This is a genomic window from Enterobacter sp. BNK-14, from assembly GCF_047456095.1.
Taxonomy (GTDB): Bacteria; Pseudomonadota; Gammaproteobacteria; order Enterobacterales; family Enterobacteriaceae; genus Enterobacter; species Enterobacter kobei.
Genome location: NZ_CP179897.1, coordinates 454,462 through 479,780 on the forward strand (window position 1 = coordinate 454,462; position 25,319 = coordinate 479,780).

Annotated in this window: 22 protein-coding genes and 1 pseudogene; 8 read left to right on the forward strand and 15 right to left on the reverse strand. The window is 57.5% G+C overall.

Translation table 11 applies throughout. The features are described 5' to 3' along the window. Positions 1-100 precede the first annotated feature (100 nt). Positions 101-628 (forward strand): GNAT family N-acetyltransferase, encoded by a 528-nt coding sequence (locus tag ACMGGM_RS02160; RefSeq protein WP_023330445.1) that lies wholly within the window; start codon positions 101-103, stop codon positions 626-628. Between the two features lie 60 nt (positions 629-688). Next, on the forward strand, positions 689-1,675 hold the full coding sequence (locus ACMGGM_RS02165) for an MBL fold metallo-hydrolase (RefSeq protein ID WP_023330446.1): 987 nt from the start codon (positions 689-691) through the stop codon (positions 1,673-1,675). Positions 1,676-1,688: 13 nt separating this feature from the next. Here ACMGGM_RS02165 and ACMGGM_RS02170 read toward each other — a convergent pair whose 3' ends face one another. Next, a complete protein-coding gene (locus ACMGGM_RS02170) occupies positions 1,689-2,573 on the reverse strand; it encodes a LysR substrate-binding domain-containing protein (RefSeq protein ID WP_023330447.1) in 885 nt (294 codons plus the stop codon). 112 nt (positions 2,574-2,685) lie between these two features. On the opposite strand from ACMGGM_RS02170, the gene ACMGGM_RS02175 reads away from it, so the two are divergent. The 3 genes from ACMGGM_RS02175 (at position 2,686) to ACMGGM_RS02185 (ending at position 5,889) form a co-directional block, all read left to right on the forward strand. Then, positions 2,686-4,173 (forward strand): UbiD family decarboxylase, encoded by a 1,488-nt coding sequence (locus ACMGGM_RS02175; RefSeq protein ID WP_063308662.1) that lies wholly within the window; start codon positions 2,686-2,688, stop codon positions 4,171-4,173. Positions 4,174-4,301: 128 nt separating this feature from the next. Next, on the forward strand, positions 4,302-4,589 hold the full coding sequence (locus ACMGGM_RS02180; RefSeq protein ID WP_014883875.1) for a VF530 family DNA-binding protein: 288 nt from the start codon (positions 4,302-4,304) through the stop codon (positions 4,587-4,589). A 7-nt stretch (positions 4,590-4,596) separates the two neighbouring features. After that, the gene (locus tag ACMGGM_RS02185) at positions 4,597-5,889 is read left to right on the forward strand and encodes a glycoside hydrolase family 10 protein (protein ID WP_023330449.1); all 1,293 of its coding nucleotides are present in this window, start codon (positions 4,597-4,599) and stop codon (positions 5,887-5,889) included. A 42-nt stretch (positions 5,890-5,931) separates the two neighbouring features. On the opposite strand, the gene dsbG is transcribed toward ACMGGM_RS02185, so the two are convergent. The 14 genes and pseudogenes from dsbG to ACMGGM_RS02255 form a co-directional block, all read right to left on the reverse strand. Further along, entirely contained in the window at positions 5,932-6,690 is a 759-nt protein-coding gene (gene dsbG / locus ACMGGM_RS02190) for a thiol:disulfide interchange protein DsbG (protein ID WP_014883877.1), read from the reverse strand. A gap of 41 nt (positions 6,691-6,731) precedes the next feature. Beyond that, complete coding sequence (locus ACMGGM_RS02195; protein ID WP_045282121.1) at positions 6,732-7,343, reverse strand: DsbA family protein; 612 nt, start codon at positions 7,341-7,343, stop codon at positions 6,732-6,734. Positions 7,344-7,350: 7 nt separating this feature from the next. Continuing rightward, on the reverse strand, positions 7,351-9,375 hold the full coding sequence (locus ACMGGM_RS02200; protein ID WP_063614288.1) for a protein-disulfide reductase DsbD family protein: 2,025 nt from the start codon (positions 9,373-9,375) through the stop codon (positions 7,351-7,353). Positions 9,376-9,423: 48 nt separating this feature from the next. After that, a complete protein-coding gene (locus tag ACMGGM_RS02205) occupies positions 9,424-9,792 on the reverse strand; it encodes a hypothetical protein (RefSeq protein WP_047344266.1) in 369 nt (122 codons plus the stop codon). A gap of 87 nt (positions 9,793-9,879) precedes the next feature. Then, positions 9,880-10,441, reverse strand: a pseudogene (locus ACMGGM_RS02210) (RNA polymerase sigma factor). Positions 10,442-10,446: 5 nt separating this feature from the next. Continuing rightward, complete coding sequence (locus tag ACMGGM_RS02215) at positions 10,447-10,866, reverse strand: hypothetical protein (RefSeq protein WP_047344268.1); 420 nt, start codon at positions 10,864-10,866, stop codon at positions 10,447-10,449. A gap of 199 nt (positions 10,867-11,065) precedes the next feature. Continuing rightward, positions 11,066-12,616, reverse strand: coding sequence for a methyl-accepting chemotaxis protein (locus ACMGGM_RS02220; RefSeq protein ID WP_045268176.1), 1,551 nt, complete (start codon positions 12,614-12,616; stop codon positions 11,066-11,068). A gap of 89 nt (positions 12,617-12,705) precedes the next feature. Continuing rightward, positions 12,706-13,722, reverse strand: coding sequence for a LacI family DNA-binding transcriptional regulator (locus ACMGGM_RS02225; RefSeq protein ID WP_023338335.1), 1,017 nt, complete (start codon positions 13,720-13,722; stop codon positions 12,706-12,708). Between the two features lie 28 nt (positions 13,723-13,750). Further along, the gene (locus ACMGGM_RS02230) at positions 13,751-15,157 is read right to left on the reverse strand and encodes a sucrose-6-phosphate hydrolase (RefSeq protein ID WP_014883885.1); all 1,407 of its coding nucleotides are present in this window, start codon (positions 15,155-15,157) and stop codon (positions 13,751-13,753) included. Further along, a complete protein-coding gene (locus ACMGGM_RS02235; RefSeq protein WP_014883886.1) occupies positions 15,157-16,527 on the reverse strand; it encodes a sucrose-specific PTS transporter subunit IIBC in 1,371 nt (456 codons plus the stop codon). Before ACMGGM_RS02235 ends, ACMGGM_RS02230 begins: the two co-directional genes overlap by 1 nt. A gap of 67 nt (positions 16,528-16,594) precedes the next feature. Further along, positions 16,595-18,112 carry a carbohydrate porin gene (locus tag ACMGGM_RS02240; protein ID WP_250365863.1) on the reverse strand — a complete coding sequence of 506 codons (1,518 nt, stop codon included), beginning with the start codon at positions 18,110-18,112 and terminating at the stop codon, positions 16,595-16,597. A gap of 173 nt (positions 18,113-18,285) precedes the next feature. After that, on the reverse strand, positions 18,286-19,176 hold the full coding sequence (locus ACMGGM_RS02245; protein ID WP_063943166.1) for an aminoimidazole riboside kinase: 891 nt from the start codon (positions 19,174-19,176) through the stop codon (positions 18,286-18,288). A gap of 89 nt (positions 19,177-19,265) precedes the next feature. Further along, a complete protein-coding gene (locus ACMGGM_RS02250; RefSeq protein ID WP_032636460.1) occupies positions 19,266-20,477 on the reverse strand; it encodes a diguanylate phosphodiesterase in 1,212 nt (403 codons plus the stop codon). A 90-nt stretch (positions 20,478-20,567) separates the two neighbouring features. After that, positions 20,568-22,049 carry an alpha/beta hydrolase gene (locus ACMGGM_RS02255; RefSeq protein WP_063614294.1) on the reverse strand — a complete coding sequence of 494 codons (1,482 nt, stop codon included), beginning with the start codon at positions 22,047-22,049 and terminating at the stop codon, positions 20,568-20,570. A gap of 266 nt (positions 22,050-22,315) precedes the next feature. Here ACMGGM_RS02255 and ACMGGM_RS02260 point away from each other — a divergent pair, with 266 nt between their 5' ends. The 3 genes from ACMGGM_RS02260 to ACMGGM_RS02270 are packed head-to-tail and all read left to right on the forward strand — an operon-like array spanning position 22,316 to position 25,306. Further along, entirely contained in the window at positions 22,316-23,170 is an 855-nt protein-coding gene (locus ACMGGM_RS02260) for a MurR/RpiR family transcriptional regulator (RefSeq protein WP_014883891.1), read from the forward strand. Positions 23,171-23,182: 12 nt separating this feature from the next. Beyond that, positions 23,183-23,758 (forward strand): D-alanyl-D-alanine dipeptidase, encoded by a 576-nt coding sequence (ddpX, locus tag ACMGGM_RS02265; RefSeq protein ID WP_014883892.1) that lies wholly within the window; start codon positions 23,183-23,185, stop codon positions 23,756-23,758. Between the two features lie 15 nt (positions 23,759-23,773). After that, entirely contained in the window at positions 23,774-25,306 is a 1,533-nt protein-coding gene (locus ACMGGM_RS02270) for an ABC transporter substrate-binding protein (RefSeq protein ID WP_047344273.1), read from the forward strand. Positions 25,307-25,319 lie beyond the last annotated feature (13 nt).

Consider the following 25,319-nt stretch of genomic DNA (forward strand, 5'->3'; position numbering starts at 1 on the left):
GAACGAAGTACAAGCTTAGTTCAGGATTAAAAGTATGTTGGCTCAGCGGATTTAACCGCTTCGTCTATTCTTTATGAACTCACTCACTACCGGGAATACTATGCAGATTCGAAAAGGATTAAATACCGACCTCGTACGCCTCGAATGTTGTGACTTCTCTTTCACCGTTAACCACATTGCACGAGAGCCTTTTCTCCATTGTGATTTGCATATTGAAGCTATCGCCGAGCCCTGGATAAAAACCTACGAGCTCGATATCCAGACACTTGAAAATCATTGTGTTAACCCGGACGCCATATTTCTTGTTGCAGAAACGGACGAGGGTGAAATAGCCGGCTTTATTACTGCATCAATTGGCTGGAATAAGTTTATCTCGGTGGATTACATAGCCGTAGATCGTACAAAACGCAGAACCGGCGCAGCACAAAAACTGATGGCCGCCGCGCACGTGTGGGCGCGAAGCGTAAACGCGCCCGGACTGCGGCTGGAAACCCAAAATGTGAACGTCTCGGCCTGTCTGTTTTACCGAAACTACGGTTTCACCCTGGGCGGATACGACCGTTATCTGTACAACGCTTTACCGGAAAAAGACGAAGTTGCCCTGTTCTGGTATTACATGCTGGTGTAGAGGAAACTCGCTGCTCTAAGGCCGCTATGAGTAAGATGAGCACTTTCAAAGGAGACGCGTATGCTTACCATGAAAAAACTTGCTCTTTCCACGCTGATGTCCAGTTCACTGCTTTTCTACCCTGTGCTGCAGGCTTCGGCAGAAACGCCCCAGCACGTCGTTAAACAACCGGCGGGCGGTTACCGCGTGCAGGTCGGCGATGTCATTGTCACGTCTTTTACCGACGGAACCGTCGCGCAGGATCTGCATAAGCTGCTGCGCCGGACAACGCCGCAAAAGATTGATGCGCTGCTCGCGAAAAATTTCCAGACCAACCCGGCCGAGGTCTCCATTAACGCGTTCCTGATTGCGATCCCCGGACATAAAATTCTGGTGGATACCGGCTCGGGCCAGCTCTTTGGTCCTGATGCGGGTGGACGCCTGGTTGAAAGCCTCGCCACGCAAGGGGTTAAACCCGAGGACATTACTGAAGTCCTGCTGACCCACGCCCACTCCGATCACGCGGGCGGTCTGGTCAAAGACGGCAAGGTGGTATTCAGCAACGCACGCGTTTTCGTTGGCAAACCCGACGTCGACTTTTTCTTTAACGACGATAATCAAAAGAAAACCGGCTACGGCAAGAACTACTTTGACGTCGCGCAGAAGACCTTAAAGCCCTATCTTGACGCCGGTAAAGTGGTGCCTTTTAGCGGCACGGCTGAGATTCTTCCGGGGCTGACCGGCACGGTTCATCCCGGCCATACGCCGGGTTCAGCCTTCTACACGCTGACAAGCAAAGGCGAGAAGATCACCTTTGTCGGCGACATCATTCATGCCGGGGCGGTCCAGTTCCCGCAGCCTGGTGTGACCATCACCTACGATGAAGATCAGAACAAAGCGGCAAGCGTGCGCGAACAGGCGTTTGCGGACTTTGTGAAAAACAGAGACCTGATTGCCGCGCCCCATCTGCCGTTCCCGGGTATCGGCTATGTCACCAAAGGTGAAAACGGTGGCTATGCCTGGGTTCCCGTTACCTATACCAACCGGGACGCCAGCAGCGTGAAATAAGCGGATGACGCCGTCAGGTGTGCTCGAGGGTCACCAGAAATTTTTTAAGCACTTCTGAGCGAATAATTCGGTGGCACACCAGCGTCAGTTCGCTTTCCCTGAGACGGTCGAGAATGTCCACGTAAACGACATTCTCGACACTCACTGCCTTTGCTGACGCAGGCAGCAACGCCAGACCAAATCCCGCGGAGACCAGGCTTATCACCGTGGGAACATCCGTCGCATTCTGCACTACGTCCGGCTGGAAACCCGCCCCGCTACAGACGTCATAAAAGTACTGCTCCAGCCCCATGCCCTCCGGATCGCGAAGCGAGATCCATTTTTCATCCTTCACTGACGCGAGCGTCAGAGCGGAAGAGTCGGCCAGAGGATGCTGGCGATACAGCGCCAGCACCGTTTTTTCTGAGGTGAACGGCCGGCTTTGCAGATCGTCAGGCAGCGATGGCAGCGGTGCCCGAATAATCGCCACATCCAGCTGGTTACTTTGCACGGCGGCATAGAGCGTCTGCACATTGCCCGTCATCAAAGACATGGTTATCGCCGGCCAGCGGCTGTGCATCTGGCGCAGTGCAGCGGGCAGCTTACCGTCGAACATCGCACTCGACACGCATCCCAGGTTTAACACCCCCTGCTCGCCTCTCGCCGTTTGCCTGGCGTCCAGTACCGCCTGCTCAGTCAGGGAGATGGCGAGCCTGGCCTTCACCAGAAACGCGTCGCCCGCGGGCGTCAGGGTTAAGCGACGGTTCGCCCGGCTAAAGAGCGTGACGCCTAAACGTTCTTCCAGCGCCTTTATCTGCTGGCTCAGCGCCGGTTGCGCCATGTTTAAACGCTCGGCGGCCCGGTGCATGTGGAGTTCTTCGGCAACGACAATGAAATGGCGCATCTGACGAAACTGCACGGGAGACTTCCTTTTTTGATAATAAATTTATTATCAATTTAGCAGTAATGATGCAATTGATGCTATGGGTCATTGTCGTAAAAATGGAGGTATTCAACCGAGGGAGGAAAATATGGAAAACTCAGTCAACGATCTCAGAAGTGCCATCGCCTTACTGCAGCGCCACGAAGGCCAGTATATTGAAACCGATCATCCCGTCGATCCTAATGCAGAGCTGGCAGGTGTGTATCGTCATATTGGCGCGGGCGGTACGGTAAAACGCCCGACCCGCACGGGGCCGGCCATGATGTTCAACAGCGTGAAGGGCTATCCGGGCTCGCGCATTCTGGTGGGCATGCACGCCAGCCGTGAACGCGCGGCACTTTTGTTAGGCTGTGCGCCTTCTGAACTGGCAAAACATGTCGGTCAGGCGGTGAAAAAACCGGTCGCACCCGTTGTCGTCCCGGCCTCGCAGGCCCCTTGTCAGGAGCAGGTCTTCTACGCTGACGATCCGGACTTCGATCTGCGCAAACTGCTGCCAGCACCAACCAATACGCCGATTGATGCAGGCCCGTTCTTCTGCCTGGGACTGGTGCTGGCAAGCGATCCGGAGGACAGCTCGCTGACGGATGTCACCATCCACCGCCTTTGCGTGCAGGAGCGCGATGAGCTATCCATGTTCCTGGCCGCCGGTCGCCATATTGAAGTCTTTCGCAAAAAAGCGGAAGCGGCCGGAAAACCGCTGCCGGTGACGATCAACATGGGGCTCGATCCCGCTATCTATATCGGCGCGTGTTTTGAGGCCCCCACCACACCGTTTGGTTACAATGAGCTGGGCGTCGCCGGGGCGTTGCGCCAGCAGCCGGTCGAGCTGGTACAGGGCGTGGCGGTAAAAGAGAAAGCCATCGCGCGGGCGGAAATTATCATTGAAGGCGAACTGCTTCCCGGCGTGCGCGTAAGAGAAGATCAGCATACCAACACCGGCCACGCGATGCCGGAATTCCCGGGCTACTGCGGTGAGGCGAACCCGTCTCTGCCCGTGATCAAAGTAAAAGCGGTGACCATGCGCCATCAGGCTATCCTGCAAACGCTGGTGGGCCCCGGAGAAGAACATACCACCCTGGCCGGTTTGCCGACGGAGGCCAGCATCCGCAATGCGGTTGAGGAGGCGATTCCGGGCTTCCTGCAAAACGTCTATGCGCATACCGCGGGTGGCGGTAAATTCCTGGGTATTTTGCAGGTGAAAAAACGCCAGCCGTCAGATGAAGGACGCCAGGGCCAGGCAGCACTTATCGCGTTAGCCACCTATTCGGAGCTGAAAAACATTATCCTTGTCGATGAAGACGTGGATATTTTCGACAGCGACGACATCCTGTGGGCGATGACCACCCGTATGCAGGGCGATGTCAGCATCACGAATATTCCGGGGATCCGCGGTCACCAGCTGGATCCGTCTCAGTCGCCGGATTACAGCAACTCAATTCGCGGAAACGGCATCTCCTGCAAGACCATCTTTGATTGCACGGTGCCGTGGGCGCTGAAGGATCGCTTCGAGCGCGCGCCGTTTATGGAGGTTGATCCGACACCGTGGGCACCTGAACTGTTTAAAGACAAAAAGTAAACGAACGTTCCTCTTTCTTCACCCCTCGGGGGTGAAGAATTTCACGCTTAAATTGCCGCTTCCCCTGCTTTCTTGTACCCTTTCACCGGTAACTCCACCCCCACAAAAATTGAGACATCCGGACACCTATGACTGCACACATTTCTAACGATCCTTTGCATGGCGTCACGCTGGAGATGATGGTCAACGCCCTGGTGGCGAAATATGGCTGGAGCGAGTTGGGTGACCGCATCAAAATTAACTGTTTCAGAAAAGACCCCAGCGTTAAATCGAGCCTGAAATTTCTGCGCCGTACCCCGTGGGCACGCGCGGAGGTCGAAGCCCTGTATCTGGATTCCCTCCACGACGAGGGACATAAAGAACAGGAGGCACCCGCCTTTAATCCCTGGGCTAACAGTCGGATTATCAAGAGCTAATACGCAAATGACGCGACACGTAAAACGGATCGGTGCGCTGGCTGGCTGCGCACTTTTACTTGTAAGCTGCTCCTCAAAACCACCAAAATCATTAGTTACCCCGCTCCCCACCGTCAGCAAACCGACCCAACAGGCAAACGAGCCGATGCGCGGGATCTGGCTTGCGACCGTCTCTCGCCTCGACTGGCCACCGGTGGCCTCGGTGAATGGCACCAGCGCTGACCAGCGCATCGCAATGCAAAAGCAGGCGCTTATCGCCAAGCTCGATAACCTTAAACACCTTGGGATTAACACGGTGTTTTTCCAGGTAAAGCCGGACAGCACGGCACTCTGGTCATCAAAAATATTACCGTGGTCAGATATGCTGACGGGCAACATCGGCGAATATCCGGGATACGATCCGCTTCAGTTTATGCTGGATGAAGCGCACAAGCGCGGTATGAAAGTCCATGCCTGGTTCAACCCGTACCGCGTGTCGACCAACACGAAGCCGTCAACCATCGCTGCCCTGAACCGGACGGCGTATCAGACCCCGTCCAGCGTCTATGTCCAGCACCCGGAGTGGGTACGCGTCTCGGGCGATCGCTTCGTGCTCGATCCCGGCATTCCGGAAGTGCGCGACTGGATAACCCGTGTCGTCACGGAAGTCGTGGCGAACTACCCGATAGACGGCGTGCAGTTTGATGATTACTTTTATGCCGAATCACCGGGATCCGCGCTGAATGATTCTCAGACTTACCGGCAGTACGGACAGGGATTTGCCTCTAAGGCCGACTGGCGAAGACACAACACGCATCAGCTGATCGTTCAGGTTTCCCGCGCGATAAAACAAACCAAACCCGACGTTGAGTTTGGCGTCAGCCCGGCTGGCGTGTGGCGTAACCGCTCCTTTGACCCGGCAGGCTCCGACACCCGGGGTGCCGCCGCCTACGATGAATCCTACGCCGATACGCGTCAGTGGGTGCAGCAGGGCCTGCTGGACTACATCGCCCCGCAGATTTACTGGCCCTTCTCCCGGGATGCCGCGCGCTATGACGTACTGACCAAATGGTGGGCCGACGTCGTGAAGCCGACCCACACGCGTCTGTACATCGGCATCGCGTTCTACAAAGTGGGCGAACCGTCGAAAAATGAGCCGGACTGGACGGTTCAGGGCGGCGTGCCGGAACTGAAAAAACAGCTCGATCTCAATGATTCGCTGCCCAACGTCAACGGCACCATCCTGTTCCGGGAAGACTACCTGAACAAGCCGCAGACGCAGCAGGCGGTCAACTATCTCAAAGGACGCTGGGGTAGCTAACCGGAAGACCGGGCAGAAACGTCCTGTTTCTGCCTGCGTTCTTTACGGCTTCGGCCCGAACATCGCTTCAAGCTGCTGCGCGTCCGGCATCCCGACAACCTGCTGCAGCTCATTTTCCGCGTTCATATAGTATATGGCCGGGGTGGCGTTGGCCCCCAGACTGTCCATCAGCGCCTGGTGTTTCTGCAGGATCGCTACCGTTTCGCGAGACCCTTCCCCCTCAGGTTTCGGTAACTTTTTGCCACCGGAGAGCTCGTATTCGCGCCAGGCCGAGACCGGATCTTTCGCATTCAGGATCGCGGCAGCGTTACGTCCGCTGTTAGGGTTAAGAAACGCCACCAGCAGCGTATTCAGCTGGACCTTGCCCGCCTTGACCCACGGCTGCGCCTCTGACCAGAACTGCTTGCAGTACGGACAGAACGGATCGGCGAAGACGAAGACTTTGCGCGGCGCGTTATCCGCCCCTTCCTTCAGGGGATGCGCCGCGTTGAGCGTCTTCCACATTTCGCGTCCCATCGGGGCATAGATCTCTTTCTGGAAATACCCCTCGCTGAGGTTTTTCCCTTTGTCATCGTACAGATAGCCCGAAATCACGTGCTTGCCGTCCGGGGTTAAAAAGAGCGTCACCCCCATGTCCTGATATTGCCCCAGCCAGGCCGGCGCGCCGCCGGGAGCATCCAGCTTCTTGATGATTGTAATGTTCTGCTGCTCGCTGAAGTGCTTAACCACATCCGGTATAGCGTCAGCCGCCTGAACCAGCCCTGAGGTCGCCAGTGCCGAAAGTAACAGTAATTTTTTCATATCCCTCTCCGGTTTATCGGGGGCATCACGCCCCCTTCAGGTTAGCGGTTTTTCAGCGCGTCGCTGACGATTTCATCGAACTGTTCAAAAGGCACCCAGCCGGGCAGCAATCCCTCACCAATCAGCGTGGCGGGCGTACCCTGAATGCCCATTTTTTCCGCGACAAGCAGGCTGCGCTTGATCGTCATCAGACTCTCCTCATCAGGCGTGGTAACGCTGACCCCTGCCCGTTTCTGCGCTTCCTGAATGCTGGCGTCATCGTGGTACCCCTTTTTAGCCATCAGGGTATTGTTCAGTTTCATAAACTCCCCGGGATCCTGACGCCAGAGCGTGAGCGCATCGCGCGCCGCGGTCAGCGAACTTTCCGAGCGGTAAGGTAAAAACTTAAACACCACGGCGACATCGGGATGTTTTTCTACGATCTTCTCCAGATAGGGGTCGAATTTCTTGCAGTACGGGCAGTTGTAGTCGGTAAACACCACCAGGGTGAGCTTCGGATTTTTCGCGCCGATACGCGGGGAATTCGGATCGTTAAACAGAAAATCTGCGATCATCTTCTGCGCACGTTGCTCCTGATCTGGCGTCAGCGGCTGAGCGGCCATCGCCTGAGCCGAGGCCAGCAGGAGCATCAGCGTGATAAGGAATTTTTTCATAATACGTTTAGCCTTTTGCGTTGTTCAGGGTGGTGACCAGGGTGCGTTTATCCAGCAGCGGCGAGAGGATTTCGCCCTCCGGCAGACCAGGGCCATATACCGCATTAAACGGAATAGCGTAGCGGTTTCGCTTCGCCAGAAAATCCGCGATAAAGACGGACGGCTGGCTCCAGTCACTGCGCAGCGCCACTACGTCCGGCTGACTCAGCGCGGCAATGATGTCTGGCTGATTCAGGACCCGATGCTCGTTAACTTTGCAGGTCACACACCAGTCCGCCGAAATATCCACAAACACCCGTTTCCCCTGAGAAAGCGCCTGCTGGATGGCGTCTTCACTCAGTGGCTGCCACGGGATGGTCTCAGCGATATGTTGCGCCGGAGCGTCCGGCGGCGAGGTAAACACTCCGCGCAGCTGATACCCGCCAAACGCCGACAGCGCGATGACCACGATCCAGAACAACGGCGAGGAGGTTTGCCCCTTCAACGCGAACAGCACCAGCGCGACAACAATCAGCACCAGCACCACGATCTGACTCACCATTGCCCCCAGATGCAGGCTCAGCAGCGTCACCAGCCAGAGGCTGGAGGCCAGCATCATCAGGCCCAGGATCGCTTTAAGCGTGTTCATCCAGCGGCCAGGCTTCGGCAGCAGCATGGCCGTTTTGGGCACCAGGGCGACAAACAGCCACGGCAGGCTCATGCCCACGCCGAGCATCAGGAAGATGAGCCACAGGGCGTGCAGCGGCGCGCCAAGGGCAAAGGCAACTGCGGTACCGAGGAACGGTGCGGAGCACGGCGTGGCTAGCAGCGTAGCAAACATCCCTTCGCAGAAACTGCCGCCAAGCCCCGCCCCGCCTGCCGTAGCCAGTCGCCCGGTAGCGGCAGAAGGCAGCAGCATCTCAAACGTTCCAAACAGGTTCAGCGCAAAGAGGAAGGTCACGGTAACCATCAGCCCGATAAACCACGGGTTCTGGAACTGAATGCCCCAGCCCAGGGACGCCCCGGCCAGCTTCAGCCCGGTCACCATGGCGGCCAGCAGCATAAAGGAGGTGAGGATCCCGGCGCTGGTTGCCAGGAAGCGCAGCCTGATGACGCGTCTGTCCGAACCCGCCTGCAGAATACTGTTAAGCTTCATTCCCATCACCGGCAGCACGCACGGCATCAGGTTGAGGATCAGCCCGCCCAGCAGGGCAAAGAGCACCATTTTGCCCGTCCCGCCTGGGGCGGAAGGCTCGGCGGGCGTAGCGCCAACGGTCATCGTGGTTTGCTGTGCGTCACTGCCATTGGTCAGTACAAATGACAGCCTCTTTCCTTCCAGCGACGTGGGCTTATCGCCCCATTCGTCGGTGACGGGCACCGTGACCCGAAGCGTATTGCCATCGTGCTTAATGGCCGGCTCGCCGGGCAGAATATCCCCCTCCAGCGGGTCAAAGTAGATCCCCGGATTATCCCATTTCCCGTCGGTCGTTCCCGTCACCACCAGGTTGCCGTCAGAGAGCCAGGCGGACAGATCGGCGGAAACGCCAGACGTGCCCGGCACGGCCTGCATCGCGCGGTCAAAGGCGTGACGGAAACCGTCATCCACCGGCTGTGTAAAATCGAGGTGCAGCGGGTAGTCCGTCATCAGACAAACGTTACTGCACGTGGAGAGCGTGAGCGTGCCGTCGAGCGTGTCGCCCTTCACGCCGTCGAGCACGATGGGGATCGTGACCTTATCGTGATAGCCCTGCGTGGTCATACCGGAGATATCGAATCGCGACGGTACCGGCCAGGACCAGCTATCCGTAACGCCCTGCGGCCAGGTGATTTTTGGCGCGACGCCACCCTCGCCCGGCGACCGCCAGTAGGTTTTCCAGCCGGGCTTTAGCTCAACGGTGAGCAGGCCTTTAATGTGCGTTTGTTCCCTTTCCGCCTGAAAGCGGATGCGGGCGTGATCGTTTTGTGGGGAGACCAGCCAGCCGGTGTCCGCCGCATGGACAATGCCGATGCAGGACAGCCACAGGAAGACGAATCCCCTGAAGAGGTTAACCATGTTTTACTCCGTGAACAGTGAAAAATTATCGTGTGATGACGATGATTTTCATTCACGGAAAACGCAGTTTTTAAGGTGTATTCGGGGAGGCGGTGCCTGAACGGGCTGTTCCACGGGCGCAAATGCCCGCCCTTGCGTAAACAGCTGCAGCAGCGCGAAGAAGATAATAATGGCCGGTAGCGCGCCGTCGAAGAACAGCGGCTGCGCGCAAAGCAGGGAGTGCGCACCTAGCTGACAGGGCGATGGCCCTGACTCCCCGGTGTTGCTTTGCGACGGGGCATCTGCACTCAGGGCGATCTGCGGCTCCAGTCCCTGTAAAAAATGGTTGAGCATGACCGCACGCTGCACGAGGCAAAGCGCCATCGCGAGACAGGTAACGATCAAAAGCCATTTTCCGAGGAGCTGACGGTTGCGCATAACATTCCAGAGTAACAAGACGCCCCGATCATAAACGATAGTGATGAATCTACAAGTACCGGAAGTGTAAGGTTTTGTCTGAGGCCGCTATTCGTCCGTCAGGGCATCATAGATATCCCGCAACCGCGTGCGCAGAAACAGCACCGCCTTATGCTTGCGGGATAACAGCGCCTCGTTCGCTGGCCCCCGTCTCCTCTGCCAGCATTTTAATGCTGTAGCCGTGAAGCTCGGTCTTTTCAAACACCTCGCGCTGCGGCGGCGGCAGTTCAGACAGGGCCTGCCCCAGCTCTTCCCACAGCAGCGTTTTGAGATACTCCTCTTCCGGCGTCTGCGGGACACCGAACAGGGTTTCGGCCAGCTCGTCCTCCGGGAAGCCCTCCTCCTCTTCATCCGTAAAATAGCCGGAGAGCGACACCTCGCGTTTCTTACGCGCCCGGTCGGTCATCTCGTTACGCGCCGCGCGGAACAGCCAGGCGGCGACGTTTTCGACCGGCTGCTCCACCTTCATCAGCTGATAGGTCACTTCCTGCAAAATGTCGTCGGCGTCGTCGCGCACGGATGTTCGCCCGCGAATAAAGGCCTTCAGCCGGGCGCGGCAGGCGTTGAGCGCCGACATCAACAGGGATCCGCCCACCTCTCCGGCTTTCATCTCGCTCACTCTGCGTCCGGCGCTTTTGGCGTAGCGTCATCGCGCTTATCGTTACGATGACCGTGCCAGCCGCAGTGGCCGCGCCCGTGGCGACCAAAGCCTTCGCGTCGCTGCTGAATAAACGCCTCGCGCTGCTCGGGCGTCATGTTCATCCAGCGCTCGTGCATCCGGCGGTGCGCGCCAAACATTCCTGGACGGAAACCTAACCCGCCAAACAGAATGCGGCTCAGCACCAGAATGCCCAGCGCCTGCCAGAAACCAATGGCTTTCACGCCAAGGATTGCCGGGAGCAAGGCGTTCCACAGGGACATCACCAGCAGGCCGAGCACGATGAAAATCACCGCGCCGATGACTAAGCCCTTGCCCATACGATGACGACCGAATCCGCGCCCGTGACCTCTGCCGTGCAGTTCAAAATCTCTCATGGTGTTTACCTCGTTTACAGTAACTGATTATGGCTTGTGATGAGGTAGACGGATGAGAGAGGGAAATATTGCTGAGGGGAATGAAATAATTTTTACGGATGCGCAATCGCAGCGAGTGCCCGGCGGCGCTAACGCTTGCACGGGCCTACAGATGTCGTAGGCCGGGTAAGCGTCAGCGCCACCCGGCAGATTCAAAGAATTACGCCTGCACCGGCAACCTAAAACTCGAAATACTCCGTGAAAGCTGCTGCGCCTGCTCTTCCAGCGAGGCAGCCGCCGCAGCGGACTGCTGCACCAGCGCGGCGTTCTGCTGGGTCACGCCGTCCATTTCGGTCACCGCCTGCCCGACCTGGCTGATCCCACGGCTCTGCTCTTCCGAAGCCACGGAGATCTGCTCCATCAGCGTATTCACTTTGTTCACCGATGAAATAATCGAGTCAATCACCTCGCCCGAGCGGTTGACCAGCTCCGCACCGTTTTTCACGCTGGAAACCGACTGCGCAATCAGGCTTTCAATGTCTTTGGCCGCCACCGCGCTTTTCTGTGCGAGGGTTCGCACTTCACTGGCCACTACCGCAAAACCGCGGCCCTGCGTACCGGCGCGCGCCGCTTCCACCGCTGCGTTCAGCGCCAGAATGTTGGTCTGGAAGGCAATGCTGTTAATCACGCTGGTAATGTCTTCGATGCGCTTCGAATTCGCCGCGATGGTATTCATCGTGTCGATCACCTCGCGGGTCACCGCTTCGCCGGTATGGGCATTGTGCACCGCATCCTGCACCAGTTTTCCGGCCTGATACACGTTATCGGTATTGTTCGCCACCGTCGCGCTCAGCTCTTCCATGCTTGCCGCCGTCTGGGTCAACGCGGAAGCCTGCTGCTCGGTACGTGATGCGAGGTCGATATTGCCGGAGGCAATCTCCTGCGCCGCGTGCGTCACGGTGTGGCTCGCATCGCGCACCTGAGCAATAGTGGCCAGCAGTGCCTGACGCATCTGCTCCATCGAGCCCATCAGGTGGTCGATTTCATTATGCGAACTCCCCTTCACCGGCACCGGAATGTCGAGCTTGCCCGCGGCGATCTGGCTGCAGTGCTCGCGCGCCAGGTTGACCGGCGCAAAGACGAAGCGCTTCATGAAGAGGCTGACGGCAACAATCACCAGCACAAACAGGCAGGCGATAACGGCAATCATCACCAGGCCGGAGACGAAATTACTGCTCGCGTCTTCGTTCAGGCTTTTGGCGTATTTCTGGTGGACGGAAAGGACCTGGTCGAGAACGATTTCGTACTGGCGGTCGAGGCGGGAAACTTCCGGGATCAGCGCGTTAAATTTAGCAACATCTTGTGCCTCAGCGGCATCGATCAGCGGCGCCAGCCCCTGGTTGCGGTAGTTTTGCCAGGCATCCTGATAGGCACTCACCTGAGGCGCTTCATCCGTGAGTCGCGGCGAAGCCATAAAGGCCGCAAAGGCGTGGTCCGCTTTGGTCAGCGCCTCTTTTACTGTAGCAAGCTTCGCCGCCCCGTCTGCCGAGTTGCCCGCTTCCACCATCTTCACATACTCCATCACGCGAACGCGCAGCGTACGGCTATGGTTGATGGGGTCAATAATCGACAGCACAACCTGGATCTCTTTGTTGACGTTATCCAGGGAATTATTACTTTTAATGATGAGGCCAACGCTGGTGACGGTGCTGACCACAAAGAACAAAAGCAGTGAGAACAGGACAATCAGGGATGACTTTTTCAACGACATAAACCAATACCTCAAGGAGAATTATTCCTTATGGTTATCGGCGCATCCAAAACTTAAATTAATTAAAGTTATTGATGTATCGAACGAGGCTATACCGCTGACTTATAGCGCCGCTGCAGGGTGGCATTGAGCTTGCGCTGCAACGGCTGCGGCGTCTCCCCTTCGATCAATTTGCCAATCAGATCAAAGCAATGCCACGCCAGCTGGCGATTGTCCTGGCGAATGGTATCCACCGGGATCGTCAGCGAATCGTAGAGATAGTGATCGTCAAAGCTGGCTAATCTGATATCACTTTGCATCAGGTTATGTTGACCCATATAGCGCAGTACCCCTTCCAGCAGCCCGCAGGCGGCGGTGAACAGGGCTTTCGGTGGGCGCCCCAGACGGGCGCAGAGTTCGGCGAACATTTCGTAGCCGGAGCTAGGGTGGTAGTTGCCGTGAATGATCCACTCGGGGCGCAGTTCCACACCGGCCGCTCGCAGACCTTGCTTAAACCCTTCCAGACGGTCGCGCGTCGGAGAAAGGCGCGGCTGTCCGCCCAGAAAATAGAATTCATCCGGATGCTGGCGGGCAATATCCGCCACCAGTTCCGTCGTTGGGGTGACGGAATCGGTGATCACCAGCGGCAACGTGCTGTCGTTCATATGGCGGTCAAAAAGCACCACGGGCAGCTGCTCGCTGAGTTTCAGGTAGTCCGCATCATTAAGCATGCTGGAGGCGACAATCAGTCCGTCGACCTGACGCGCCACCATGTTGTTGACGACCACCGTCTCCTGCCCCGGATTTTCATCGCTACAGGAGATCAGCAGCTGGACGCCCGCCTCGCGGCACAGCGTTTCCAGCTCGTGAGAAAAGACGGCAAAGCCGTAGTTGGTGATCTCCGGCACCACCAGACCAATGGTGTGGCTACGGTTATCGCGCAGTGACCGGGCGTGAATGCTGGGCTGATAGTGGTGCTCTTTCGCAATCGCCAGCACGCGTTCACGCGTCTCTTCCGCCACGCGAAGCTCTTTGCTGCGCCCGTTCAGGACCAGGCTGGCGGTGGCTTTTGACACACCCGCCAGCTCCGCGATGTCTTTAATGGTGACGCGTTTTGTTTTTCTCACAACGACTTAGATCCGGCTGCCAAAACCCTCATTCTATCATGCAGGCGCGCAGCGACCAGTAGCGTAATGTGATATCGGACGCACCTTCGAAGCGCACCCAGGCCGGATGGTCAGGAAAATAGCGGCTGCTCATCACCCCTTCGCCATGATTGATGAAAATTTCAACGCTGGAGCGGTCGCACAGGACGCGTAAATGGTGGACGTCCCCCTGCCAGTAGCGGGTCAACGTCTCACCGGTTTTCAGGCTTGCGCGTTCCAGCCGCACGCCCTGCTCATCAACCGTGAGGCGCAGCGCGCCCGCAAAATCGACGTTCACCTGCGAGGCGCTTAACTCAAACTCCAGTCGCGCGGCATCCAGAACGGGAGCATCGCTGGCACGTCCCTGCCAGTGCTGCTCCTCTTCACGCAGCGCCGCCAGCTCACGCACCGGAGTCTGCCAGAGCTTGCCGTCGCGATACTGCAATTCGCGCGGGCAGGTCATCTGGTGCATCCAGCCGTGCGACCGCGTCGGCTGAAGCATCTCTTCCCCGTCCGGTACGCCCATCCAGCCAATCAGAATGCGTCGTCCATCTTCCGCCAGCGTCGTTTGCGGGGCGTAAAACTCAAAGCCCGCGTCAAGCTCGTGCAGCTCGCCGTGCGCAAACGTGCCGCGTTCATAGCTAAACGCCCCACTCATCCAGGCGGCCGGATAGGTGTTGAGATAGCGATACGGCTCGCGCGCCAGCCCCTGCGGACAGCAAATCAACACGTGCGTACCGTCGAGCGCGAACAGGTCCGGGCACTCCCACATATAACCTGCGTCCTTCAGGCCGTTGACCCCGTGACCAGCGATTTCACCGCAGGAAGCCCAGGCATGTAAATCAGCGGATTTAAACAGCAGCACTTTGCCGCGCTTTTGCAGATCCTGCGCGCCCAGCACCATGTACCACAGCCCGTCGTGTTGCCACACTTTCGGGTCACGCACATGACCGGTGTAGCCCTCCGGCAGCGCCAGCACCGGCCCCTGCTTTTTAAAGGTGCCGTCCGGCTGTTCCTCGGCCAGGCACTGCCAGGCGGTACGGCTGCCGTCATCGAACTTCACGTTGCCGGTATAGCACAGCGTCAGCACGCCCTGGTTATCCACGGCGCTACCGGAGTAGCAGCCGTTGCGGTCATACTCTTCGTCGGGCATCAGCGCCAGCGGCTCATGCTGCCAGTGGACCAGGTCCGCAGAACTCCAGTGCCCCCAGCATTTAAAACGATGCTCACAGTCCAGCGGATTCCACTGATAGAACAGATGGTAGCGACCGGCAAACCAGATAAACCCGTTGGGATCGTTCATCAGCCCCGTCACCGGCGCGGCGTGCCATTGCGGATAATGGCTGTCAGCCTGCGCGCGCGGCTGCCCTTTCATAACGGCCTGCAGAATCGCAGGCCAGCGGGAAGGTAACGTCATTATTCAGAGTCCGTTTTATATTTCAGCAGCAGCGAGACGGTAAACGCCACGCCGAAGGCAATCACCATGCCGATAATATAGTTGAGCAGCGAGCTGGCCTGCACGATGGCCATACCCGGAATGGCGGTCAACCCGACGGCAGTCATGTAGACATGCACAGAGACCACCCAGGCGCCCCCCACCGCGCCACCAATCAACGCGGCAATAAACGGCTTAACGAAACGCAGGTTGATACCAAAAATAGCCGCCTCGGTGATGCCCAGCATCGCAGAGAACGCCGACGGTAACGTAATGGCTTTGATTTTGGCATCGTTGGTTTTGAACCACACCGCCAGACAGGCTCCGCCCTGCGCCACGTTCGCCATGGCCCAGATCGGCAGCAGGAAGTTCACGCCAATCGACGGGTTGCCCAGCAGCCCCGCTTCAATCGCGTGGAAGCTGTGGTGAATACCGGTGATCACAATCACCGAATACAGTCCGCCAAACAGCAGCCCGGCCAGCCAGCCCGCGTGGGCGATAAGCGTGCTCAGGATAAAGGAGATACCATCCCCTAAGGCGCGTCCCGCCGGACCAATAATCAGCAAGGCGATAAAGCCAGAGATCACAACGGTGAGGAACGGCGTCAGGATCAGGTCCAGCGCATCCGGAATCACGCGGCGCAGGTTTTTCTCCACGATGCTCATAAACCAGACGGCCAGCAGCACCGGAAATACCGTGCCCTGGTAGCCAATCATCGCGATCTCCAGGCCGAAGAAGTTCATGGTGTGGAAACCGGACGCCACGCCCCAGGCGTTAGTCAGCGCCGGGTGGGTCAGGATGCCGCCCAGCGTCGCGCCCAGGTACGGGTTACCGCCAAACTCCCGCGCGGCGGTAAAGCCGATCAGGATCGGCAGAATAATAAACGCCGCCGAACTGCACATGTCCAGCATGATATAGATAGCGTTGTCCGCATTGACCCAGCCGTAGGTTTTCACCATGCCGAGCAGGCCCATCAGCAGGCCGGACGCCACAATAGCAGGAATAATCGGCACAAAGATATTGGAGAGCAGACGCGCAATGCGCTGGAACGGGTTCAGCTTGCGCGCCGCCAGGTCCGCCGCCTCAGACTTGCTAGACTCGCTAATCCCCGCCGCCTGAATAAACGCGGCGTAGACTTTATTCACCACGCCCGTACCAAAAATCACCTGCATCTGCCCGGCGTTACGGAAACAGCCTTTAACGCCGTCGACCTTGCCGATCGCCTGCTGATCGGCCAGCGCGTCATCAACCAGCACCAGACGAAGACGCGTTGCGCAGTGCGCCGCGCTGGCGATATTTTCCTTGCCACCCAGCAGCGGAATAAGCTCGCGGGCGATTTGATTAAAATCCATAGATACCTCTGCCTGACTTCTTTTTTATGATGTGCGAAACGCCCCCGCCAGGCGGGAGCGTGATGGGTTAAAACCAGGTTTCCATCTGGACCCCAAAGTTCCATTCCCCGCCGGCGTTGAAACCGCTGCTGCCAAAGGCATCATCGCTGGCGTAATTATCCAGTTTGCTGCTCCAGTCCATCCAGGTGGCGAACAGGCGAAGCTCCGGACGGCTGAAGAAATCGCCGATTTTGCTCGCTTTTAACGTCGGAGCAAAGGTCAGCTTGTAGAAACTGCCGTTGACGGCGTTTCGGTCTTTATAACCTTCCGGGTTTAAGTCCATGTACTGATAGCTTCCCTCAAACGCCAGCGCGAAATTCTGGGTCACCTCTTTAATCAGGCGGGTGTTGAGCGTGACCCACTCATAGCTGTCGCCTTTGACGTAGCGATCTTTACTGCTCTGCGCCAGGACGGCAGGCGCAATGCTCCAGCCACCGCCAATTGGCGTGACACCGTAACTTGCAAAGCGCCAGGTATCTGCCTCGGACAGCAGTGCGCCATCGGAGCCGATGCTTTTCACTTCCGCCCCCAGCCCGTGACCATACAGCAGCGCGGTTTTGGCCGTCCCCTCCCGCAGGCCGTAGAAGCTCTCGTTGTGCAAGCCCACCATGGCATGAACGCCCGTGTTGGCGGCATCCGTTTTGATGAGATCGTCGTTCGCGTCTTTACGATCGTCATTATCTTTAGCCCGCAGGCCGCTCACCATCAGCTGGAGCGGCCCGGCGAAGTGGTTCATGCTGAGGATATAGTTCTGAACGTTATTGTCGGTCTGCTCCACGCTGCCGAAGTTGCGGCCATAGAGGGAGAAGTTACTGCGCAGCGAATCGTTCCATTTCACGTCGTAGACGCCACCACCGGTACCGGCCAGGAACACCACGTCGGAATCCAGCCAGTGAATATCAAAGTTATCGCGGTCGAAGCGTTTACCTGCCCAGAAGGTACTGCCCTTCAGCGCGCCGGTGAAATCAGGGAGATTGCCCAGCTCCGCAAAGGCCTGACGAATATTGAGATCGCTGGTATCAGCTGACCAGTCGTTATAGGTTCTCTGGCCGTCGGCCAGCATCGCTTTAAAGCGCGTCGTCGCCCCGTTATCCAGGGTCTGTTTGTGCTCCAGGTTCAGCTCAACGTAGGTGTCGGCTTCATTACCCAGACGCCCTACTGCACCACCGGTTTCGCCGGCTGGGGTCAGATACGGACCGCTTTTGCTGCTGGAGGCCGCGTCATTCATCAGCAGGCCGGAACGAGCGTAGCCGTGGAACTCAAACCCGCTGCTTTGATCCGCTTTCTTCTCCAGCGCAGTGGTGCGCTGCGCCACCGCCTGGGTTGTTGACTGCGTCTGCTGCTGCGCGGCAACGAGCTGCTGCGTTTTTTGTTCTGCTTCCGTGGCGCGTTTCTCCGCCCTCTGCGCGCGCGTCTCTGCGTCCTGAAGGCGTTGTTCCATTGCGGCAAGCCGCGCTTCGATACTTGTCATATCCGTTTGGGCAAAAACAGAGGTACTTCCGGCCAGCATGCCTATCATCACGGCAAGTCTGCGTTTTTTATACATTTTGTCGCATCCCTCAAAGAAGTCATTAAACGTGCTAAATTGCTAAACCGGTTTAGGTTGCTGATACTAAACTGGTGAATTTTGGATCGGCAATCTTTTTTGCTAAACCGTTTTAGTAAGTGTGATCGGGGCGACAATTCAGGCCGTCGACCGACGGCCTGTGATAGGAGATATTACAGCTCGTGCTGCCAGGGCAAGGCGGTCATCGCCCCTTTCGCGGTGGTGGCTAGCGCGCCGCAGCGCTGGGCTAAGGCGATGGCGGGAACCAGTTCAAGACCGGCGGCCAGCCCGTAGAGCAGTCCGGCGACGAAGGCATCCCCCGCGCCGGTGGTATCGACACACTTAACCGGGGTTGCCGGATAGTGGTTCACGGTGCCTTCATGCCAGGCAATAACGCCCTCTTTACCCTGCGTGACGAGCACCCGCCGCGCCGGACAGCGGCGCATGAGTGCAGCCAGACCGGCGTGCACCTGCTCCTCGCCGGTTAAAAATGCCAGTTCCTCGACGGAGAGTTTCACCACATCAGCACGTTGCAGCGCCTCTTCAAGGCTGCGACGAAGTGCGGTTTCATCCGGCCAGAGATCCGGGCGTATATTGGGGTCAAAACTGACGTAACCGCCCGCCTTCCTGATGGCATCCATCGCCTGAAAGGCCGCACTGCGGCTGGGTTCAGCGCTTAGCGCGATGGAGCAGACGTGCAGCCATTCACCCTTGCTGAAGGTAGGCAGATCGGCAGGTTCCAGAAACAGATCGGCGCTCGGGCGCACCATAAAGGTAAACGAACGTTCGCCCTGTTCGTCGAGATCGACCACCACCGTTGAGGTGCGGTGTGCCGGGTCAAGGCGCATCCACTGCACATCGACCCGCTCGTCAGCCAGTGTGTGAGCCATAAAGCGCCCGAAAGGATCGTCTCCAACTCTGCCGATAAACGCGCTACGCCCCCCCAGGCGGGCAATACCGACCGCAACGTTTGCCGGGGCGCCACCCGGACATTGCAGCAATCTTCCTTCTCCATCAGGCAGCAGATCCACCACCGCATCACCCAGTACCCAGATTTTTTCCATGTGAACCTCGAAGCTAAACTATGTTAAACCGTTTTAGCTATTTAAGCACAGGCAGGACGACGGGGAAATAACGCGAGTGGAAAATTGCCTTAACGCACCAGGTGCGGCCAGTGAATATCACCGACGCCGTTAAGCAGCGGGCGGGCAAACAGGAAGCCCTGGAAGCGGCGGATCCCGGCAGATTCGAGCCAGCACCACTCCTCTATTTTCTCGATACCTTCCGCCACCAGGGTGATTTCGAGATCGGAGCAGCAGCTGATAATCGAGCGTACAATCGCCTGTTTCGGACCGCTCAGGTGAATATCGCTGATAATCTCCCGGTCAATCTTAATTTTATCCGGCTGGAAGCGCGTCAGCAGAGAGAGACCGGCATAGCCGGAACCAAAATCATCAATCGCCATGCCAACCCCCTCACCGCGAAGTTGTTTAATGGCGCTGTTGAACTGATTCAGTCCGGATATCATCTCGTTTTCAGTGATTTCCAGCACCACCTGCTCTGGCTGAAGCCCGTGTTTTTTAATCTCACCGACCAGAAATTCCACTGCGCCAGGGACATTCACCAGCGACATCGGCAACAGGTTGACCGCAATTTTGTGGCTGCCAATCCCCAGCTTTTCCGCCAGCGCAAAGGCATAGGCTTTCGTCTGGAGATCGACCTGATAGAGGGTGTCCGGGTCAAGGGCGCGGAAGAACTGCTCCGGACTGCCGCCGTCATTGCTGCGGATAAGGGCTTCAAGGGAGCTGATCTTGCCTTCCGAAGGCTCAACAATCGGTTGAAGCGCAAATTGACAGGTTTGCGCGGCAATCAGGCCCAGAGACTCGCCAAAGGGTAAGGTTTCGGGTTCGAGCGCCCACTTTGCCGGATCGTAACGTCCACCCGACGGGTTCGGACGCTTATCTGTAATAAACGTCTGAATAAATTTGAATACGCGGTCATCGGAGGCCAGGTAACTGTCGAGTTTGCTGTAACGCAGCACCGATTGCAGCACCTCTTTCGGCGACTGCGTCTGCAGATCGAACAGCAGCATCCCGACGTTTTCAAATCGTCTGCGCGGGCCATAATCCCGCATCAGTTCAACCACTCCGCTGTGCCGCTTGTCATCACGGATTTTATTGAACAGCCTGACCACGCCCTCTTCGGAACCTTCAAGAATTTGCAGTACGTCATCCCCTTTAGAGAGGAGCACACCGGTTATATTCAGCTTCGCGTTACGGCGTCTGGCGCGCTCCACCACCTCCCGGAGTTCGGTTGACGGGTGGGATAAATTCAACTGGCTTCGGTAAATGAGAGTCGTCAGCACAAAACGGGTTCCGATGAGAGAGGTGCCTTGAAGGTATTATTTAACATACTTAATCATTGCGACCTAACATATTCACACAACAGAAGAACGTTACTTTTTCTCATCCCCGATTCGGCTGTTAATCCTCTCCTCCATGTAGCCGTAGAACGGGTTTGAGGTGACCCGCATAAGCGCCTCTTTCCCGACACTCAATACAGAGGTTTCCCCCCAGAGCGCTATCGTCCCCAGGCTAATGCCGTAGCGGTTTTTCACGTCAGGCTCCCGGCCATAGAGATCGTCATTCGGCGGGAACGGCACCGCAACGTGCGACAGGGAATAGACATCCTGCGGCCAGGACTGCCCAAGCGGCACGACCGTCTCGTGAGTGCTTCCTGCCGGGGTGATTTTCGCTACCGTTGAGAAACTGTGTTCATTCGCATTGGTAATAACCGTGACAGTGTAACGTCGTTCAACAGTAGGCAGCAGCGCTGAGGTGGCCGTCCAGGACGAGGGCTTGAACAGCGGACGGAAGCTCGCCGCCTGGTTGATATCAAATACCACCAGCTCGCTGCCATTTGCCGGAAGCTGATCAAACAAGCCGCTCACCACCGCGCGGGTGCTGACGGTGGAATCCATCACCGACTGGAATGCCAAAACCGGCGGCAGCGTTGCCAGCCTGTTTTCCCGCGCCTCCCGGCCAATCTGCTCCTGCAGCGCCTTCGTCAACAGCCACGACTGGCGGGCGGCGTTCACCGGGAACGAGTTGTATTTATACGGGTTATATTCCGGGGAAATATTCAGCCACGCCGCTTTGGCAAACGCCGGGAGCAGCGCCGGTAACCCGGCGAAACCGGCGAATCGCGCGAATGCCGTCACGCCGATCATCGGCGACAGCAGCACCAGCTGCTGCGGTTTACGCAGCGATGGCGCGTCAAGTGCATCGAGGGCATATTTCATCGCCAGCGCCCCGCCGTTGGAGTAGCCCACCAGATGCAGGGGCACATTTTCTCCCGCCAGACGCGTCGCTTCCCGAACGGCAAGGCGCGTCGCCGCCAGCCACATCTCCCAGTCAACGTCCGTCAGCGCGCCAGGCGCGGTGCCGTGTCCGGGCAGGCGCGGAACCACGGCCACAAAGCCGTGGGCCTGATAATTCTGAGCAAGATGTCTGACGCTATAGGGTGAATCCGTCAGTCCATGAAGCAACACCACCGCGCCGCGCGGCTTTCCGGCTGGCATGAGTACAAAAGAGCGGTTGGCATCCGGTGAAAACTGACCCGGCCAGACCAGGCTCTGGCGGTAATAGCGGTTTAGCGGAGTTTGTTCCTCATGCTCTGTTTTTGCCGTCACCGCGGTATTAAGATCGGCGAAAATGGCATTTTCGCGGGCAACATACCCGGCAAAGTCGGCGCCATCGAGCTCGCGTACGGACATCTCATCTGCCCGCCAGGTATGCCAGAGATGCAGTTCAGGCCCCTGCTGCGAGAGATAGACCCGCACTGCCAACAGGACGACCAGTACGATCCCCACCACCATCGCTATTTTCTTAACAAGCACCATCAGATGCTCGCTGACTCGCCAGGGCCAATTCGCCATGCCGGGATCCCTTTCATGTCTACTGTGTTTCTATCTTATCAAAAATGTGAACGGGCTGACGTATTCACCAAATTCATACGTGCAGATTCTGTCACTGCACCAAAAGTGAACTACGCTGCACAAATGTTGATCATCCGTTAACTAAATATTGCATGAAGTTTACAGCAGAGCAGGCATTCCCTCGCCTGTGTTCCTGGCACGCGTCATGCATTGTTAACGAGGTAACACAAGATCGGCTTTTGACAGCGTGTTAACAGCGAGGCGGTATGACGACGAAACCTGAGATGTTGAGCCGTATCGAAACGATGTTTAGCCAGTTCACGCCCAGCGAAAAACGGGTCGGAAGCTGGTTGCTTGCCCACGCCGCGCAGATACCGTTTGAAACGGCTGAAAGCGTCGGTCAGGCGAGCGGGACGAGCGGGATCACCGTGGGACGCTTTCTGCGCAAGCTGGGCTACCGCAACCTGGAGGATGTCAAAAAGAGCCTGCGCGATCCGTATCAGCCCTGGGGTATGAACGAACGTCTGGACTCCTGGCAACAGCAGCGCCCCCTGCCCAACCGCCTTCAGCACGCCCTTTCGCTGGAAGTGGACGCCATCACGCAGGTGTATCAGCTCGCGCAAACGGACGTCTTCCGCCAGGTCGTACACAACCTGGCCCATGCGGATGCGGTGTTTGTGCTGGGGATCCAGTCCACCCGCGGGATCGCCAACGCCTTCTTCAGCCACCTTGAGTACCTGCGCCCGCGCGTGAGCTATTCGGAGGGGGCATCCGGAAGCTGGGTGGAATCCCTCAACTCGGGGTTTTCGCACCCTTATGTCGTGCTGACCGATACGCGCGCCTACTCCGCGATGGCCCGCCAGTACTGCCGCGTCGCGAGCGAAAAAGGCATTCCGCTGGCCTTAATCACCGACATCTGGTGTCCGTGGGCGCGGGATTATCCGATGGACTTACTGCAGGTGAAAACCGATACCGGTCATTTCTGGGATTCACTTGCCCCCGTGAGCTGTTTGTTCAACCTGCTGCTGTCGGGCGTGGTGGAAGCGTTGGGTGATGCGCTCCCGGCACGTCTGGCGGTAAACCGGCAATTACAACAAGAGTTTGGTCAATTCGAACGCTAAAGGAGCGGAGCTATGCCCGAAGAGAGTGAACTGATTGATGTGGCGAAGACATTTCCCACGCTGCATATCGATCTGAAGTACGCCACTGCCGACAACATCACCGGTCGCCCGATCTACCAAGAGGCGCTGTGCCTGCTGCATACCGACGCCGCCACCGCGCTGGCAAAAGCCATCAGCATTGCCACGCTGGCCGGGCTGAAGCTGGTGGTGTACGACGCCTACCGACCGCAGCAGGCGCAGGCCCAGCTGTGGGATGCCTGCCCGAACCCGGAGTATGTGGTCGACGTGGCGATTGGCTCCAATCACAGTCGCGGCACGGCCATCGACGTCACGCTGATGGACGAACACAATACCGTGCTGGATATGGGCGCCGGTTTTGACGAAATGCACGACCGCTCGCATCCGTATCACCCTTCCGTACCGCCGCACGCCCAGCGCAACCGTCTGCTGCTGAATGCCATCATGTTCGGTGGCGGTTTTGTCGGTATCAGCAGCGAATGGTGGCACTTTGAACTGCCGAACGCCGCCAGCTACCCTCTGCTTGATGACCGTTTTGCCTGTTTTCCCCTGACGCACACCCCTCTTTAAACCTGGAGCACTGCCATGAAAACATCGCTTCTCACGACCCTGATCGCCGCCACGCTGGTAATGAACGCTCCGCTGGCGCTGGCTGCCGTCCCGAAAGACATGCTGGTGATTGGTAAAGCCGCCGACCCGCAAACGCTCGACCCTGCCATCACCATTGATAACAACGACTGGACCGTCACCTATCCGTCCTATCAGCGTCTGGTCAAGTACAAGCCAGGCTCTACCGAGGTGGAGGGCGATCTCTCGACAGGCTGGAAAGCGTCCGACGACCAGAAAGAGTGGACCTTTACCCTGGCGGATAACGCGAAATTCTCCGACGGCACGCCGGTCACCGCCGAAGCGGTAAAACGCTCTTTTGAACGCCTGCTGAAGCTCGGCCAGGGACCGTCTGAAGCCTTCCCGAAAGATCTGAAAATTGATGCGGTAGATGACCATACGGTGAAATTCACCCTCAGCCAGCCGTTTGCCCCCTTCCTTTACACGCTGGCAAATGACGGGGCATCCATCATTAACCCGACAGTGCTGAAGGCAAATGCCGCGGACGATGCGCGCGGTTTCCTGGCGCAAAACACCGCCGGTTCCGGGCCGTTTATGCTCAAAAGCTGGCAGAAAGGCCAGCAGCTGGTGCTGGTGCCTAACCCACACTGGCAGGGTGAAAAACCGCACTTTAAGCGTGTATCGGTAAAAATTATCGGAGAGAGCGCCTCCCGCCGATTGCAGCTTTCCCGCGGCGATCTGGACATTGCCGACTCCCTGCCGGTCGATCAGCTCTCGGCTCTGAAGCAGGAAGGAAAAGTCGCCGTCGCGGAATACCCGTCCCTGCGCGTGACCTATCTCTACCTCAACAACAGCAAAGCGCCGCTCAATCAGGTGGATTTACGTCGAGCCATTTCATGGGCGACGGACTACCAGGGCATGGTGAAGGGCATTCTGAGCGGCAACGGCAAGCAGATGCGCGGCCCGATCCCGGAAGGCATGTGGGGCTTTGACGCCACGGCAATGCAGTACAGCTATGATGAGGCCAAAGCGAAAGCGGCCCTGGAGAAGGTCAAAGACAAGCCCGCCAGCCTGACCTTCCTTTACTCGGATAACGATCCGAACTGGGAGCCTATCGCCCTCTCAACCCAGGCCAGCCTCGGCAAGATCGGCATTAACGTCAAGCTTGAGAAACTGGCGAACGCCACCATGCGCGACCGCGTCGGTAAAGGCGATTACGACATTGCGATCGGTAACTGGAGCCCGGACTTTGCCGACCCCTATATGTTCATGAACTACTGGTTCGAATCAGACAAAAAAGGGCTGCCGGGCAACCGTTCATTCTATGAAAACAAAGAGGTCGACTCGCTGCTGCAGGCCGCGCTGAAAACCACCGATCAGGCAGAACGCACCAAAGATTACCAGCAGGCGCAAAAAGTGGTGATTGACGAGGCGGCCTACGTTTATCTGTTCCAGAAGAACTATCAGCTGGCGATGAACAAAGAGGTTAAAGGCTTCACCTTTAATCCGATGCTTGAGCAGGTGTTCAACATCGCCACCATGAGTAAATAACGAATTCGCCGGG

Excerpts from the sequence above, each read along its gene's own strand:
- ACMGGM_RS02175 (WP_063308662.1), top strand. The coding sequence starts at position 2,686 with ATGGAAAACTCAGTCAACGATCTCAGAAGTGCCATCGCCTTACTGCAG.
- ACMGGM_RS02205 (WP_047344266.1), bottom strand. The coding sequence starts at position 9,792 with ATGCGCAACCGTCAGCTCCTCGGAAAATGGCTTTTGATCGTTACCTGT.
- ACMGGM_RS02215 (WP_047344268.1), bottom strand. The coding sequence starts at position 10,866 with ATGAGAGATTTTGAACTGCACGGCAGAGGTCACGGGCGCGGATTCGGT.
- ACMGGM_RS02180 (WP_014883875.1), top strand. The coding sequence starts at position 4,302 with ATGACTGCACACATTTCTAACGATCCTTTGCATGGCGTCACGCTGGAG.
- dsbG (WP_014883877.1), bottom strand. The coding sequence starts at position 6,690 with ATGAAAAAATTACTGTTACTTTCGGCACTGGCGACCTCAGGGCTGGTT.
- ACMGGM_RS02260 (WP_014883891.1), top strand. The coding sequence starts at position 22,316 with ATGACGACGAAACCTGAGATGTTGAGCCGTATCGAAACGATGTTTAGC.
- ACMGGM_RS02160 (WP_023330445.1), top strand. The coding sequence starts at position 101 with ATGCAGATTCGAAAAGGATTAAATACCGACCTCGTACGCCTCGAATGT.
- ACMGGM_RS02270 (WP_047344273.1), top strand. The coding sequence starts at position 23,774 with ATGAAAACATCGCTTCTCACGACCCTGATCGCCGCCACGCTGGTAATG.
- ACMGGM_RS02165 (WP_023330446.1), top strand. The coding sequence starts at position 689 with ATGCTTACCATGAAAAAACTTGCTCTTTCCACGCTGATGTCCAGTTCA.
- ddpX (WP_014883892.1), top strand. The coding sequence starts at position 23,183 with ATGCCCGAAGAGAGTGAACTGATTGATGTGGCGAAGACATTTCCCACG.
- ACMGGM_RS02185 (WP_023330449.1), top strand. The coding sequence starts at position 4,597 with ATGACGCGACACGTAAAACGGATCGGTGCGCTGGCTGGCTGCGCACTT.
- ACMGGM_RS02255 (WP_063614294.1), bottom strand. The coding sequence starts at position 22,049 with ATGGCGAATTGGCCCTGGCGAGTCAGCGAGCATCTGATGGTGCTTGTT.
- ACMGGM_RS02230 (WP_014883885.1), bottom strand. The coding sequence starts at position 15,157 with ATGACGTTACCTTCCCGCTGGCCTGCGATTCTGCAGGCCGTTATGAAA.
- ACMGGM_RS02240 (WP_250365863.1), bottom strand. The coding sequence starts at position 18,112 with ATGTATAAAAAACGCAGACTTGCCGTGATGATAGGCATGCTGGCCGGA.
- ACMGGM_RS02195 (WP_045282121.1), bottom strand. The coding sequence starts at position 7,343 with ATGAAAAAATTCCTTATCACGCTGATGCTCCTGCTGGCCTCGGCTCAG.
- ACMGGM_RS02200 (WP_063614288.1), bottom strand. The coding sequence starts at position 9,375 with ATGGTTAACCTCTTCAGGGGATTCGTCTTCCTGTGGCTGTCCTGCATC.
- ACMGGM_RS02235 (WP_014883886.1), bottom strand. The coding sequence starts at position 16,527 with ATGGATTTTAATCAAATCGCCCGCGAGCTTATTCCGCTGCTGGGTGGC.
- ACMGGM_RS02245 (WP_063943166.1), bottom strand. The coding sequence starts at position 19,176 with ATGGAAAAAATCTGGGTACTGGGTGATGCGGTGGTGGATCTGCTGCCT.
- ACMGGM_RS02220 (WP_045268176.1), bottom strand. The coding sequence starts at position 12,616 with ATGTCGTTGAAAAAGTCATCCCTGATTGTCCTGTTCTCACTGCTTTTG.